We start from the raw sequence: 13,628 nt of genomic DNA on the forward strand, positions 1-13,628 counted from the left end.
GATTTCACCCTTTGCCAAAGGATTCTCAACGGAAGAACGTGCTGCATCGACTTTCCTGCTTTTTTGGCTCATCTCCGCCCCTTTTCGCACATCTGAACTATCCAGATTCTATAAGCAGCTGTCGCATTGCTCAAATGTCAAAGCCCCATGGCAACACCCTCAGCACGACAAGCTCCTCCAAAGTGCAATCCAAAGTGCAAAATTTGCACTTTGGGCGATTTTGTTTGCACTTTGGGCAGACTTACCCTTCTGAACACACCCTCCAGCTCGAAGGCCCAGGGCTTCTTCTCACTCATGACGCCTCACCTTCCAAGTCGGCCACGATGGCGTCTATGCGCTCGCGCAGCTCTTGCTCGCGCGCCACGATGCGGGCTATCTCGGCGTTGAGCGCCTTTATGTCCACTTCCTCGCGCGTATCCTCCTTCTCAACGTAAGACGAAACCGACAGGTTGGCGTCGTTGGCGATCACGTCGTCGTTGGGAACGCGCTTGCTGAAGTAATCCTCCTCGGATCGCTGCTCGATCACGTCCATGATGCGCTGGATGTTGTCGGGCATCAGCTTGTTCTTGGAATCCCGGCGCTCGAACTCGGCGCTCGCGTCTACGAACAGAACGTCGCTTGCGCCCTTCGATTTTTTCAACACGATAATGCACGTGGCGATGGTGGTGCCGAAGAACAGGTCGGGCGGAAGCTGGATGACCGCGTCGACAAAGTTGTTCTGCACGAGGTACTTGCGAATCTTCGCCTCGGCGCCGCCGCGGTACAGCACGCCGGGGAACTCGACGATGGCCGCCGTGCCGTCAGTGCTCAGCCAGCTGAGCATGTGCATGGTAAAGGCGAGATCGGCCTTGCTGTCAGGCGCAAGCACGCCCGCCGGGCTGAAGCGCGGGTCGTTGATGTTGAGCGGGTTCTTCTTCCCCTCCCATTTGATGGAGTAGGGCGGGTTCGAGACGATGCAGTCGAACGGCTCGTCATCCCAATGCCGCGGGTCCTTCAACGTGTCGCCGAGCGCGATGTCGAACTTGTCGAAGTTGATGTCGTGCAGGAACATGTTGATACGCGCAAGGTTGTAGGTGGTCAGGTTGATCTCCTGGCCGAAGAAGCCCTTGCGTACCTTGTCCGCCCCGAGGATCTTCGCGAACCTCAGCAGCAGCGAGCCCGAGCCGCAGCACGGATCGTACACCTTGCCAACCTCCGTGCGCCCGACGAGCGTGATGCGCGCCAGAAGCTCGCTGACCTCCTGTGGCGTGAAGAACTCGCCGCCCGACTTGCCGGCGTTGGACGCGTACATGGTCATGAGGTACTCGTACGCGTCGCCAAACGCATCGATGCGATTCTCCTTGAAGTCGCTGCCGAAGTCGAGCGACCCGATCTTCTCGAGCAGCGTCGTCAGCTTCTTGTTGCGCTCGGCCACCGTGTTGCCCAGCTTCGCGCTGTTCACGTCCATGTCATCGAAGAGACCCTTGAGGTCGCCCTCGGACTCCGAGCCCACTGCCGAACCCTCGATGTTCTTGAACACGCGCTCAAGCGTCTCGTTGAGGTTCTCGTCATGCCGCGCGAAGACACGCACGTTCTGAAACAGCTCGGAGGGGAGAATGTAGAAGCCCCGCTCCTTGACCGTCTCATCGCGCCCGTATTCGGCCTCTTCATCGGAAAGACTTGCGTAGTCGAACCCGACGTTGCCCGATTTCGCCTCTTCGCTTGCCAGGTAGTCGCATAGGTTCTCGGAGATGAAGCGGTAGAACAACATGCCCAGAACGTACTGCTTGAAGTCCCAGCCATCCACGCTGCCACGCAGATCGTCGGCTATGGACCAGATAGTTTTGTGCAGCTCTGCACGCTGCTGCTCTTTTGTGGGCTCTGCCATGGGGCGATGCTCCTTTGCGTGGGTTCTCCCTCAAGGGCATCTTACTCGCACAAAAAGAAAAAGGTGCGAACCCTTTCGAGTTCGCACCTGAGAAATTGGTGGAGCATAGGGGGATCGAACCCCTGACCTCATGGCTGCCAGCCATGCGCTCTCCCAGCTGAGCTAATGCCCCGAAAAGTGCGAGAAATATATTAGCACAACCTTGCGCGGCGTCAAAGAAAAACTTTGAGAATTTTTCTCCGCGCCGATGCGCCCTTCCTCGCCGGCCCTCGCTACAAGCCCGCACCAGCCAGCCGCTTGGCACAGCCGACCGTCTGACGCAGCTGGCCGCTTGGCGCAGCCGACCTCCTGGCCGCCGCGCCGCCTGGAGCGGTCGCCGCGGTTGCTACTTGGCATCCCTCTCGGCTGCGGCCTTCGCAATCTGCTCGATGATGGCGTCAAGCGCGCCTTCGACCGCGCACTCCTCGACCTTGCCCTCGTCGACCATGTGCGAGATGCCCGGATCCATCGGCAGCGTGGCCACCGCGGGAATCTCGTACTTCTCAGCCACGGTCGCGCCCTGGGGCTCGCCGAAGATGTAGTGCTTCTTGCCGCACTCGTCGCACTTGAAGTACGCCATGTTCTCCACCAGGCCGAGGACCGGCACCTCGAGGGAGCGCGCCAGGTTCACGGCCTTGCCCACGATCATGGCCACGAGCTCCTGCGGCGCCGACACCGTGACGATGCCGTCAACCGGCAGCGTCTGGAACACGGTGAGAAACACGTCGGAGGTTCCCGGAGGCATGTCGATGAGCATGTAGTCGACGTCGCCCCAGTTCGTCTCGGACCAGAACTGGCGCAGCACACCGGTGACCACCGGACCGCGCCATGCGACCGGCAGGTCGTCCTGGGGAAGCATGAGGTTCACCGACATGACCGGGATGCCGCTGGCGGACACCGCGGGGTTGATGCCGTCGGCGTCGGCCGTGAGGTGGTCCTTGATGCCGAAGGACTTCGGGATGGACGGGCCGGTGACGTCGGCGTCGAGGATGGCGACCTTCTTGCCGCGCTTGTTGAGCTCGCTCGCCAGAAGGCAGGTCACGAGCGACTTGCCCACGCCACCCTTGCCGGACACCACGCCGATGACGTGCTTGATGGTCGAGCGCTTGTTCGTCTCCAGGGTGCTCGGGCCTGCGTCAGCCGTGCGGTCGCCGCAGCCTGCGACGCCGCAGCTTGAGCACTCGTGCGTGCACTCTTCTTCTGCCATGGTTTTCCCTCTCTCGGGTTGCGGCCGCACCTGCGCTTCCACGAGCGGCCTCTCGTCTTTTACAACCCGGATGATAGCACAACGAAGCGGGGCGGCCTGCAAGCCGCCCCGCCGTGCGTATTCTTTTGTTGTCCTCGTGCTACTCGGGCTTGACCGAGGCGTAGAAGGTGGCCTTGTCGAACAGGTCCTTGATGGACTGGCCGTCTGCGAACGGAAGCTCGAGGAACTCGGAGATGGTGGGCACCAGCTCGCTACAGTCCATGTAATGGCCCTTCTCGTTGAGCTGCGTGGTGTCTTGGACGCGCCAATAGCGATCGTTCACGTCCGTCAGATAGTAGGTGGCTCCGTCGACTTCCATGTACACCGCATGGTTGGCATGGAGGTAGACCTGCAAGTCATCGTAGGATACTTCGAGCACCTCTGCTGCTTTCACTCCCATAACGACCCCTTTCCTTCCGAGGATTACGTTGTCTCTATGATACCAAAACCGCATGAGGGGCCGCGGTGAAGTTTGACAAAGTTGGCGACGCGCGCGCTGCGGGGGCGCGAGGGGCGGAAACGGGCAGCCCGCCTGCAGCGCGGGTCGCAGTGGGAGCCGCGCTGCGGGCTATGGAGAGAGCTGCGGTACGGGCCGCGGCGGGAGCTGCGAACCGGGCCGCGGCGGGAGCTGCGAACCGGGCCGCGGCGGGAGCTGCGAACCGGGCCGCGGCGCAGGCGCGCGAGCCGCAAGGCGGGCTACGCGCGGGCGGCGAAGTACCGCGTGGCGATCCGGGCTGACTCGGCGGCGTCCTTGGCGTAGAAGTCGGCCTTGATCTGGTCGGCGTAGTCCTGCGTGAGGACGGCACCGCCCACCATGACGGCGACGTCGGGAAGCTCGGCGTGCAGAAGCTCGATGGTGCGCTCCATGGCGCGCACCGTGGTGGTCATGAGCGCCGAGAGTCCCACGAGGCGCGCGCCGCTTTCGCGGGCGGCGGCCAGGACGCGCTCGGGCGGCACGTCGCGCCCCAGGTCGATGACAGGAAACCCGTAGTTCTCGAGCAGCATCTTGACGATGTTCTTGCCGATGTCGTGGATGTCGCCCTCGACGGTGGCCACGATGATCGCGCACTCGGACGCCGGCTCGGAGGCGCCCAAGGCGCCTTCTGTGCCTGGGGCGCCTCCCGGCCCCGACCCCGCGGGCGACCTCGCGCCCTGCACGCGGTCGCGCACCACGTCGAAGCCCGCCTTCACGGCCTCGGCGGCAGCCATGAGCTGCGGAAGGAAGAACGCGCCCGCGTCGTAGCGCTCCCCCACCACGTCGAGCACGGGCACGAACACGTCGTTGATGACGTCGAGCGGCTCGTGCGTCTCGAGCAGGTCGCGCGTGGCCTGCGCCATGGGCTGGGAGCGGCCCGCGAGCACGAGCTGCGCGATGTGCGCCACCTGGTCGGCCGCGTCGGCGAACGCCGGCGTGACCGCGATGGGGCAGGCGTCCGCGCCGGCTGCGCACCCGGGGCCGCCCGCGCCGGCCGCAGCCGTCGCGCCCGCGACGCCGCCTGCCGTGCCCCCGGGGCCGGCCGCACCTGCCGAAGGTCCGCCGCCCGCGTAGGGGTCCGCTGCCTGGGCGTAGTCCCCCACGAAGCGCGCCGCGCCCGCGTCCTGGCCGTTGAGCACGCGAAACGCCGCCACCGTGTCGCGGTAGCGCGCCGAGAGCGGGTTCATGATGGGCATGTCGAGCCCCGCGCCGAACGCCGCCGCCAGAAACGTGGCGTTCAGCAGGTTGCGCTGGGGCATCCCGAAGCTCACGTTCGACACGCCGAGCACCGTGCGCACGCCGAGGCGCTCCTTCACAAGCGTCACCGCGCGCAGCACCTGCGCGATCTCGGCCTGGTTGGTGGCCGCCGCCATGACCAGGCAGTCGATGGCGATGTCGCAGCGCGGGATGCCCGCCGCCTCGGCCGCGCGCACGATGCGCTCGGCCACGCGCAGGCGCTCCTCGGCCGTGGGCGGGATGCCCTCGTCGTCGAGCGTGAGCCCCACGAGCGCGCACCCGTAGCGCTTGGCGACGGGCAGCACCGCCTCGAGGCTCGCGCGCTTGCCGTTGACGGAGTTGATGAGCGGCTTGCCCGCGTACCCGCGCACCGCCGCCTCCACCGCAACCGGGTCGGACGAGTCGATCTGCAGAGGCGTGGTGACAGTAGCCTGCAGCGTCTCCGTGACCGCGCGCAGGACCGCAGGCTCGTCGATGTCGGGCAGGCCCGCGTTCACGTCGAGAATGTCCGCGCCCGCATGCTGCTGGGAGACCGCCTCGCCCACCACGTAGTCGTAGTCGCCCGCGCGCAGGGCCTCCTTGAGCTTCTTCTTGCCCGTGGGGTTGATGCGCTCGCCGATGACGGCCACCCGCGGCACGCCCGCGGGGAGAACCACCGCCTCCTGGGCGCTCGTGACCACGAGCGCCTCCTCGGCGCGGCGCGGCGCGGGATCACGGCCCGCCACCAGCTTCGCCAGCTCGGCGATGAACGCCGGCGAGGTGCCGCAGCAGCCGCCCACGATGGAGGCGCCCGCCTCGACGAGCGGCTCCATGGCGCGCGCGAAGTCGGCGGGGTCCACGTCGTAGACCGTCTCGCCGTCGATCAGGTGGGGCAGGCCCGCGTTGGGCTTGGCGATCACCGGGCAGCGGGCGAACCGCGCGATCTCGCGCACCGCACCGGCGAGCTCGGCGGGGCCCAGCGAGCAGTTCACGCCCATGGCCGCCACGCCGAGCGAGGTGAGCGTCGCCGCCGCGACCGCCGGCGTGGTCCCGAGGAACGTACGCCCGTCCTCGCCGAAGGTCATGGTGACGAGCACGGGCAGGTCGCAACCTTCCGTCGCCGCGAGCACCGCCGCCTTCGCCTCGCGCAGGTCGGTCATCGTCTCGATCACGATGAGGTCGCAGCCCGCCGCGTCCGCCGCACGCACCTGCTCGGCGAACAGATCGTACGCCGCGTCGAACGACAGCGTGCCGAGCGGCTCTAAGAGTGCGCCCGAAGGCCCGATGTCGCCCGCCACGTAGCGCGCGCCGGCTGCCCGCGCGTTTTCGGCCGCGGCGGCGAACACCTCGGCCACCGTGGCGCGGCCCTCGAGCTTGAGCGCGTTGGCGCCGAACGTGTTGGTGGTGACGAGCTCAGCGCCCGCCTCCACGTAGGCGCGCTGGATGCCCGTGATGGCGTCGGCGTGCGTGATATTGAGCAGGTCGGGAAGCTCGCCCGAGTCGGTGAGGCGCGCGGCCTGCAGCATGGTGCCCATGGCGCCGTCCTCCACGAGGAAGGCGCGGCCCTCGAGCACCGCCCTGAGGTGGGCGTCCTTGATGCGAAGCTGGTTGAGGTCAGCGGCCATGGCAGGTCCTTCCTTGGGCGTGGAGCGTGCAGACGGGCGCGAGGCGGCAGGTCGCGCAGCTGCGCGCCGAGGGAGCGGGGACGGCGGGCCCGCCCTCAGGAGACACGGGGACGCGAGGGGCGGCGGGCCCGCCCTCAGGAGGCACATCGGCGAGCGAAGTGGCAGAAGCGGCGCGACCAGCGTTCTCCGCGGACGCGGCGGGGACGTGCGGAGCGCCTTCGGCACGCAGCCCGCGCGCCGCGTCAACGTGGTAGAGCCCCGCCACCGCCGTGATGCTCTTCGCGGGCACGAGCAGATCCCCGCGCGTCACGGAGATGCCGAGCGCGCGCCCCGCGCCGAGCGCGTCGAGGAAAGCGCGCTGGATGCCGAGCGGCAGGTCCCCGTAGCCGGGGCTGAAGCGCGCGCCGGCGCGCAGCCCCCGTGCGCGGGCACGCTCCTCCACCAGGCGCGAGAGCTCGTTGGCCGCGTCCTCCACAAGCGCCGAGGCGCAGGCGTCAACCAGAAGCCCGTCCGTGGGATTGAGCGCGGCCTCGCGGCGCAGGATCGACTCGCTGCCCAAGCCGAGCGTCACCGCCATGAGCACCACCTCGCACGCGCCCGCCAGATGCCGCGCCACGTCGTAGCCCGCGAGCTCGAGTGCGCAGCCGCGCAGGCGCACGCCGCAAGGCACGCCCCGTTCGTCACATTCAAACGACTCCAAGGGGAAGGCGCGCGCCATGCCCGAAGGCGCCATGCCCGCGCACAGCGCCGCCGCGCGCTCAAGGCGCGCCGCAAGCTCAGGCCCGAGGTCCTGGCCCGCATGCCCCAGGTAGCTCAGCGCCTCCGCCACGTCGACGCGGGCCTCAAGGCGCATGCTCACGCCCCGCAGAAGCCCGCTTGGCGCAGCGCCTGCGCCGTCGACTCCGCGATGTCGGGATGGTTCATCGAGTACACGTGCACGCCCGCCACGCCGTGCGCCGCCAAGTCGACGAGCTGAGCGCACGCGTACTCCACGCCCGCCCGGCGCAGCGCCGCGGGGTCGTCCTCGTGCTTCGCCAGAAGCTTGATGACCGACGAGGGGAGCGACGCGCCGCACAGAAACACCATGCGCGAGATCTGCGACTTGCTCATGAAGGGCATGATGCCGCAGGTGATCGGCGCCGTGACGCCCGCTGCGTCCGCCGCGTCGAGGAAGCGGTAGATGCACTCGTTGTCGAACGCGAGCTGCGTGACGAAGAAGTCGGCGCCCGCGTCCTGCTTCGCCTTCAGATGCTCGATGTTGAGCGCGGCGTCCTCGCAGGTGATGTGCCCCTCGGGGTAGGCCGCGGCGCCCACGCAGAAGCCTGCGTCCTTGAGCAGCGGGATGAGGTCGGCCGCGTAGCGGAAGCGCGAGGGCTCCTGCCCCTCCACCAGATCACCGCGCAGGGCGAGCACCGTGGTGACGCCGCGGGCGCGCATGTCGGCGACGGCCGCCTCAAGCGACGCGTCGGTGGCGCTCACGCAGGTGAGGTGCGCGACGCTCGGGATGCCGAGCTCGTCTTGGATCATGGCCGCGATGGCCGTGGTGGCCTGGCCGTTGCCGCTGCCGCCCGCCGAGTACGTCACCGAGATGAAGTCGGGGGCGACGCGCGCGATGCCGCCCGCCACCTCGCGCGCAGCCTCGAGCGTGAGCTCCCCCTTCGGCGGAAAGATCTCAAACGACACGGGGCAGGCGCGGCTTTGGAATATGTCCTTTACGTTTTTCATGCGGGACATTATACGGTGACTGCGCGCGAACGCAGCCCGTCGCATCGCATTGCGGATGCTTCGAATTTGCGAAAGCGCGTGTTCTGTTTCACCGATGGCCTCACGCGCGCTCAGGCTGCCCGTGGCGCGCCGAGCGGCGAAAGGCGCGCACGCGCAGGAAGCTGCCCGGCGGCACAGGCGCTTCAAGCCCCTCCGCCTCGAAGCGGTAGGCGTTGCACGAGCGGTTGGCCACCGGCACGGGGACGGGCGCGGGGGCCGGGTCGTCCTCGGTCGGGTCGGGCAGCCACGTGAGGCTGCGCACGCGCACGGCGCGGACGGGCGCATGCGGGCTCAGCACCTCGAGCTCATCGCCCTCCGCGAAGCGGTTGCGACAGCGCGCGAGCAGGCGGAAGGGGGCTGCCGCGCCCTCGCGCGCGGGCGAGCCCGCGGAATCGCAATCGCCCGCGAAAGTCGTCCCGCACGCGGCGGATGACCCGCGCGCGGCAGCCACTCCGCCCGCAGCAGCCGCCCCACGCGCGTCCTCGCAGCCCGTCACGTCGGCCACGTGCATCGCCTCCTGCTCATAGCCGTCGTAGGCGCACGCCTGCTCAGCTTCGCCGAAGTAGAACCCCGTGCCGTACGGGCGGTGCGACACCGCGTAGAGCTCGGGCACCACCTCGCAAGCGGGTGCGCCGTCGAGCGCGCGGCGGTAGGCCCCGACCACAGTGGCCACGTAGAACGCCTTCTTGTTGCGCCCCTCGATCTTGATCGAGTCCACGCCCACGCGCGCAAGCGCGTCGAGGTGCTCGATCATGTTGAGGTCCTTCGCGTTCATGATGAACGTGCCGCGGCCGTCCTCCTCGATGGGGAAGTGCTCACCCGGGCGCTTCTCTTCCTCGAGCGTGTAGCTCCAGCGGCACGGCTGCGTGCAGTGGCCCCGGTTGCCGCTGCGCCCCGTGAGATAGCTGCTGATGAGGCAGCGCCCCGAGACCGCCATGCACATGGCGCCGTGCGCGAACGCCTCGATCTCCAGGTCGGGCGGCGCGTCTTGGCGCAGGCGCGCGATGTCGTCGAGGCTCATCTCGCGGGCGCACACCACGCGCTTCGCGCCGAGGGAGTGCCACACGGTCGCCGCGGCGGCATTGGCCACCGATGCCTGCGTGCTCACGTGCAGGTCCACGTGAGGCGCATGCTCGCGCGCGAGCGCGAACGCGCCCAGGTCGCCGATGATGAGCGCGTCGACGCCCGCCGCGTCGAGCGCGCGCAGGTAGGCTGGCAGCGCGTCGATGTCGTCCGGACCCATGAGCACGTTGCAGGTGACGTGCACCTTGCACCCCGCCGCGTGCGCGAACGCCACCGCCTCGGGGATGTCGGCCAGCGCGAAGTTGGCCGCGCGGGCGCGCATGCCGAAGCGGTCGGCCGCCAGGTACACCGCGTCGGCCCCGAAGCGCACCGCGGCTCGCAGCTGCTCCATGCCGCCCGCCGGCGCCAGAAGCTCCATGTTCCTCCTCGCATCCATAGTGCGCCTATGATAGCAGCTTTTCCGCAGCCGGCCCCTCAGGCACGGCGAGCCCCTCGGCCGCGGCAAGTCCCTCAGGCACGGCGAGCCCCTCGGCCGAGACAAGCCCTCGGCCGCGGCCAGCGGCCGACGACCTGGCACCGCAGGCGCCGCAGCCAGGGGCAACGGCCGCGGCAAGCCCCTCGGCTGCGACGCAGCCGACCCCCAAACGCGACGCAGCAAAGCGTCCTGCCCCCTTCCGCAATCGAGTCAACACGCTACCATGGGTAAAGTGGCGAGAAACACGCGATCTGATACCAGGCGAGGCCCTGAATCAGCTTAAATGTTATCCAGGGCAAACAATGACCAGGGGTTTTCGGCAGCGGATCGGCCATCAGAAGCGCTAGCGACGCGAGTGATCTCCCAAAGCGGTATCAAATCGCGCGTTTCTCGCCACTTCGCAAGCAAAAACGTGCAGAGAGGGGCCCATGACCAAGCACGGCAACATCGACGCGCTGCCCGAGGCGCAGCGCGAGGCCATCGTCGCCGCGGGCGTGGAGGCGTTTGGCCGCTTCAGCTACAAGGACGCCCGCACCGAGGACATCGCGCGACGCGCGGGCATCTCGAAGGGGCTGCTGTTCTTCTACTTCCGCAACAAGCGCGAGCTGTACCTGTACCTCATGGACTACCTGATGGAGAAGGCGACCGAGATCGTGGTGGACGAGCGCTTCTGGGAGATCGACGACTTCTTCGAGCTTCTGCGCTACACCGTCAGCCAGAAGGGCGACGCGATCAAGCGGTTCCCCTACATGATGGAGTTCTCCCTCCGCGCGTTCTACCCCAGCCACCGCGACATCCGCGACGTGATGAACCGCTGGAACTGGGAGCAGGTCGACGTGCTGACCGACCGCTACTTCGCCCACGTGCGCCGCGACAAGTTCCGCGCCGGCATCACGCCGAACCGCGTCATGCGCATGCTCATCTGGATGGGCGACGGATACCTGCACGAGAAGCGCGCCCTGCGCCAGCCCATCGACGTCGACGACCTGATATGCGAGTTCAACGTATGGCTCGACATGACGCAGCTGTGGGCCTACCGGCCGGAGTTCGCCGAACGCCTGGGCGACGGCCTGGGCGGGGGCGGAAGCGGCAGCCCCGCCGACGGCCCAAACGACGGCTTGAGCGGAGTCTCGAACGCTGATCCGAGCGGCGCTCCGCACGACAGCCCCGCTGACAGCCTGGGCGGAACCTCGGACGACGGCCCGGATGGCGACCCCGCCGACGGCCCGGGCGCCTGACCTCGGCGCCGAGTCACACGCTGAGGTCGCGCCGCGCGAAGGCGGCGACGCCCGCCGCGAAGAGCGCCGCGCCCGCCGCCGCGAGAGCGAGCGCGCCCACCACGGCAGCCGCCTCCCCCGCCACCAGCCCGTACGCGTCGTAGAGCGCGAACGGCGTGAGGTCGCCGAGAAGCGCGAGGCCCTCACCCACGCCCGCGGCCATCTGCATGAGGTAGAACGCCAAGCATGCCCCGCCGCCCACGCCAAGCGCCGCGCCCGAAGGCGCGAACGCGCACGCCGAGGCGAACACCGCGCCCGCCATGAAGAGCCACAGCCCGAAGAGGCCCGCGTTGGCGCGCACGAGGCCCGCGACGTCGAGCTCCCCGGGGAACAGCGCCTCCGAGCACGCCACCTCCGTGACGGTGGTGAGCACGAGCAGCGCTGCGAGCAGCAGCACGATCGCCGCCGCAAAGCTCACCGCAAGCCGCACGCGGCTCGTCGGCAGCGCGAGCAGGCCCGCCATAGAGCCGCGCTCGGCGGGCCGCACCACCGTCACGCTCACCATCATGATGATGAGCACGAGCGGAAGCAGCGTGAGTATGAGCCCCTGCAGGTAGTTCAGCAAAAAGTCCGTGAGCGTGGTGGCCGCCGTGGCCATGCCGAAGGCGGCGAAGAGCTCGGGCATGGCGGCCATCATGGCGTCGAGGCTCTCGGCGAGCGACGGGTCAAACAGGTAGGCCACCATGACCGCGTAGAAGGCGATCACGACGAAGAACGCGCCGGTGGCAGGCGCGTTGGCGCGCAAAAGGCGCCCTATCAGCGTTGCGCTCACGAGGCCCTCCCTTCCCCAGACGTGCGGACGTCGCCGGGCGCGTCAAACGTATCGGACGCGGAGGCAGAGGCGCGCCTGGAAGCGCAGGCGGCGCCGGGCGCGTCGGGTGCGTCGGGCGCCGGGGCGGAGGCGTCCCCGGAAGCGCAGGCGGCACCGGGCGCGTCCCATGAGCGCCCCACGTTGCCCGCGCCGTAGAGGTGCGCGAGCGTCTCCTCGAGCGTGAGGCTCGCGGCAGGCTCCTCGGACACGAGGCGGCCGCCGCGCACGAACAGCGCCCGGTCGCAGGTGCGCTCCACCTCGCCGAGCAGGTGCGACGAGAGCAGGATGGTGGCGCCGCGGCGCTTCTCGGCGCGCACGAGCTCGACGAAGCGCTGCTGCATGAGCAGGTCGAGGCCGCTCGTGGGCTCATCGAGCAGCAGCACACGCGGCGCGTGCGCGAAGGCAGCCACGATGCCCACCTTCTGCTTGGTCCCCTTCGACATGCGCCCGATGCGCGTGCGCACGTCGAGCTCGAAGAAGTCGGCGAGCGCGCGCATGCGGCGCAGTTGCGCCTCATCGGCGCCGCGCATCCGCGCCACGAACGCGAGGTAGCGCTTCGCCGTCATGTCCTCGGGAAGCGCCAGCTCACCGGGAAGGTAGCCGAGCGTCTCCTGAATGCGCGCCCGGTCGGCGAAGCAGCGCCGCCCCTCGATGCTCACGCTGCCGGCGCCGGGACGTATGAATCCCATGAGAGCGCGCATGGTCACCGTCTTGCCCGCGCCGTTCGCGCCGAGGAACCCCACCGCCTCGCCGCGCGCGACTGCGAACGTCACGTCGAACACGCCGCGGCCCCGCCCGTAGTCCTTGGTCAGGCCGCGCGCCTCTATCACCGCAGGTAGTGCGCTCATGGCACCCTCCCCTCCCCCGCCTTCGGGAACGTCTCTCCAAGCCTCAGCTTACGCCGTTGACCCGTTTGGGGAAGACCCTTCTGCGAAAAAAGGGCGGGCGACCCTGTGGCCGCCCGCCCGAAGGAGAAAAGCGCGCTCGCAAGGAGCGCTTTCGCAGGCGCGCGTGAGCTTACGCGCCGGCGCTCGAGCCCGCAGGCATCGCGTCGCGCGCTCGCGGTCGAGCGCCACCTAACGTGCGGCAGCGTCGCGCGTTCGCGCTCCAGCGCGCCTAGCGCGCGGCACATCACATTCGCGCTCCGGCGCGCCTAGCGCGCGGCGACCTGCGCCCTCAGGGCGCGCAGGGCGCCGGCTGGCACATACGTCACCACGGCGGCGAACACGGCCAGCGCGAACAGCATGACCGCCACGAGCGGCGACGCGTCGAGCACGTGCACGCCCACACCCACGATTGCCCACAAAAACACCGCCTGCATCACGCCGTCAGCGTAGCGCGTGCGCATGAAGTAGCCCAGAAGCAGCACGCCCGCCGCCAGAACGAGCGTGGAGAGCTCGCCGACCAGCGGCACGCCCCCGCCCGCCAGGCGCGTGGCGACGTGCGACGCGTTGGCGATGACCGCCACGGTGGTCCATGCCGCGTAGAGGGAGATCGGCGCCCAGCCGAGCGCCGCCATCGCGCGCTCGCGCAGGCCCGCACCCGCAGGCGCGCCCGCGCGCCCCGCCGCGCCGTCGCGGCGCACCACGGCGTAGAGCGCCGCCAGGTCAGCCCACAGCGCCACGATGACGACAAGGGCGATCGCCGTCTGCCCGAAGTGGAAGAGCGCGAGCCACGCCACGTTGAGCGCGCAGCTGGCCACGAACAGGGCGGTTGCGCTGCGGCCGCCCGGGACTCCCCGCGCGCCGGCCGCCCCGTCCCGGCCCGCACGCCCGGCGCGTCCGACGCGCCCGCCGCGGCTCGCGCGGCCC

General features: G+C 69.0%; 12 protein-coding genes and 1 tRNA gene. 1 reads left to right on the plus strand and 12 read right to left on the minus strand.

Annotation, left to right across the window (positions count from 1 at the left end; genetic code table 11):
• Positions 1–137: 137 nt before the first annotated feature.
• The 9 genes from G7Y50_RS10750 to G7Y50_RS10790 form a co-directional block, all read right to left on the minus strand.
• A complete protein-coding gene (locus G7Y50_RS10750) occupies positions 138–296 on the minus strand; it encodes a hypothetical protein (RefSeq protein WP_165056127.1) in 159 nt (52 codons plus the stop codon).
• A complete protein-coding gene (locus G7Y50_RS10755) occupies positions 293–1,867 on the minus strand; it encodes a type I restriction-modification system subunit M (protein ID WP_165056129.1) in 1,575 nt (524 codons plus the stop codon). Before G7Y50_RS10755 ends, G7Y50_RS10750 begins: the two co-directional genes overlap by 4 nt.
• A 96-nt stretch (positions 1,868–1,963) precedes the next feature.
• Positions 1,964–2,039, minus strand: a tRNA-Ala gene (locus G7Y50_RS10760).
• 213 nt (positions 2,040–2,252) lie between these two features.
• Positions 2,253–3,113 (minus strand): Mrp/NBP35 family ATP-binding protein, encoded by an 861-nt coding sequence (locus G7Y50_RS10765; RefSeq protein WP_165056131.1) that lies wholly within the window; start codon positions 3,111–3,113, stop codon positions 2,253–2,255.
• Between the two features lie 139 nt (positions 3,114–3,252).
• Positions 3,253–3,552, minus strand: a complete 300-nt coding sequence (locus G7Y50_RS10770; RefSeq protein WP_165056133.1) for a CDP-alcohol phosphatidyltransferase — start codon at positions 3,550–3,552, stop codon at positions 3,253–3,255.
• Positions 3,553–3,848: 296 nt separating this feature from the next.
• Complete coding sequence (locus G7Y50_RS10775) at positions 3,849–6,467, minus strand: homocysteine S-methyltransferase family protein (RefSeq protein ID WP_165057064.1); 2,619 nt, start codon at positions 6,465–6,467, stop codon at positions 3,849–3,851.
• Positions 6,457–7,320, minus strand: a complete 864-nt coding sequence (locus tag G7Y50_RS10780) for a hypothetical protein (RefSeq protein ID WP_165057066.1) — start codon at positions 7,318–7,320, stop codon at positions 6,457–6,459. The genes G7Y50_RS10775 and G7Y50_RS10780 overlap by 11 nt, the downstream gene beginning before the upstream one ends.
• A 2-nt stretch (positions 7,321–7,322) precedes the next feature.
• Positions 7,323–8,192: a methylenetetrahydrofolate reductase gene (locus G7Y50_RS10785; RefSeq protein WP_206214839.1), complete on the minus strand. Its 870-nt coding sequence runs from the start codon at positions 8,190–8,192 to the stop codon at positions 7,323–7,325.
• Positions 8,193–8,292: 100 nt separating this feature from the next.
• Entirely contained in the window at positions 8,293–9,672 is a 1,380-nt protein-coding gene (locus G7Y50_RS10790) for a U32 family peptidase (protein WP_241156648.1), read from the minus strand.
• Positions 9,673–10,157: 485 nt separating this feature from the next.
• Between G7Y50_RS10790 and G7Y50_RS10795 the strand changes: the two genes are divergently transcribed.
• Positions 10,158–10,967 carry a TetR/AcrR family transcriptional regulator gene (locus G7Y50_RS10795; RefSeq protein ID WP_165056770.1) on the plus strand — a complete coding sequence of 270 codons (810 nt, stop codon included), beginning with the start codon at positions 10,158–10,160 and terminating at the stop codon, positions 10,965–10,967.
• A gap of 13 nt (positions 10,968–10,980) precedes the next feature.
• Here the strand turns inward: G7Y50_RS10795 and G7Y50_RS10800 are convergent, their stop codons facing one another.
• From G7Y50_RS10800 to G7Y50_RS10810, 3 genes are all read right to left on the minus strand, one after another.
• Positions 10,981–11,778 (minus strand): hypothetical protein, encoded by a 798-nt coding sequence (locus G7Y50_RS10800; protein ID WP_165056769.1) that lies wholly within the window; start codon positions 11,776–11,778, stop codon positions 10,981–10,983.
• On the minus strand, positions 11,775–12,665 hold the full coding sequence (locus G7Y50_RS10805; protein ID WP_206214840.1) for an ABC transporter ATP-binding protein: 891 nt from the start codon (positions 12,663–12,665) through the stop codon (positions 11,775–11,777). Before G7Y50_RS10805 ends, G7Y50_RS10800 begins: the two co-directional genes overlap by 4 nt.
• 305 nt (positions 12,666–12,970) lie before the next feature.
• Positions 12,971–13,628: TspO/MBR family protein (locus G7Y50_RS10810; RefSeq protein WP_165057068.1), on the minus strand; the 658-nt coding region annotated here is incomplete at its 5' end.

Source organism: Adlercreutzia sp. ZJ176, assembly GCF_011038975.1.
Classification (GTDB): domain Bacteria; phylum Actinomycetota; class Coriobacteriia; order Coriobacteriales; family Eggerthellaceae; genus CAAEEV01.

Excerpts from the sequence above, each read along its gene's own strand:
- G7Y50_RS10795 (WP_165056770.1), top strand. The coding sequence starts at position 10,158 with ATGACCAAGCACGGCAACATCGACGCGCTGCCCGAGGCGCAGCGCGAG.
- G7Y50_RS10755 (WP_165056129.1), bottom strand. The coding sequence starts at position 1,867 with ATGGCAGAGCCCACAAAAGAGCAGCAGCGTGCAGAGCTGCACAAAACT.
- G7Y50_RS10770 (WP_165056133.1), bottom strand. The coding sequence starts at position 3,552 with ATGGGAGTGAAAGCAGCAGAGGTGCTCGAAGTATCCTACGATGACTTG.
- G7Y50_RS10785 (WP_206214839.1), bottom strand. The coding sequence starts at position 8,192 with ATGAAAAACGTAAAGGACATATTCCAAAGCCGCGCCTGCCCCGTGTCG.
- G7Y50_RS10750 (WP_165056127.1), bottom strand. The coding sequence starts at position 296 with ATGAGTGAGAAGAAGCCCTGGGCCTTCGAGCTGGAGGGTGTGTTCAGA.
- G7Y50_RS10790 (WP_241156648.1), bottom strand. The coding sequence starts at position 9,672 with ATGGAGCTTCTGGCGCCGGCGGGCGGCATGGAGCAGCTGCGAGCCGCG.
- G7Y50_RS10765 (WP_165056131.1), bottom strand. The coding sequence starts at position 3,113 with ATGGCAGAAGAAGAGTGCACGCACGAGTGCTCAAGCTGCGGCGTCGCA.
- G7Y50_RS10775 (WP_165057064.1), bottom strand. The coding sequence starts at position 6,467 with ATGGCCGCTGACCTCAACCAGCTTCGCATCAAGGACGCCCACCTCAGG.
- G7Y50_RS10780 (WP_165057066.1), bottom strand. The coding sequence starts at position 7,320 with ATGCGCCTTGAGGCCCGCGTCGACGTGGCGGAGGCGCTGAGCTACCTG.
- G7Y50_RS10805 (WP_206214840.1), bottom strand. The coding sequence starts at position 12,665 with ATGAGCGCACTACCTGCGGTGATAGAGGCGCGCGGCCTGACCAAGGAC.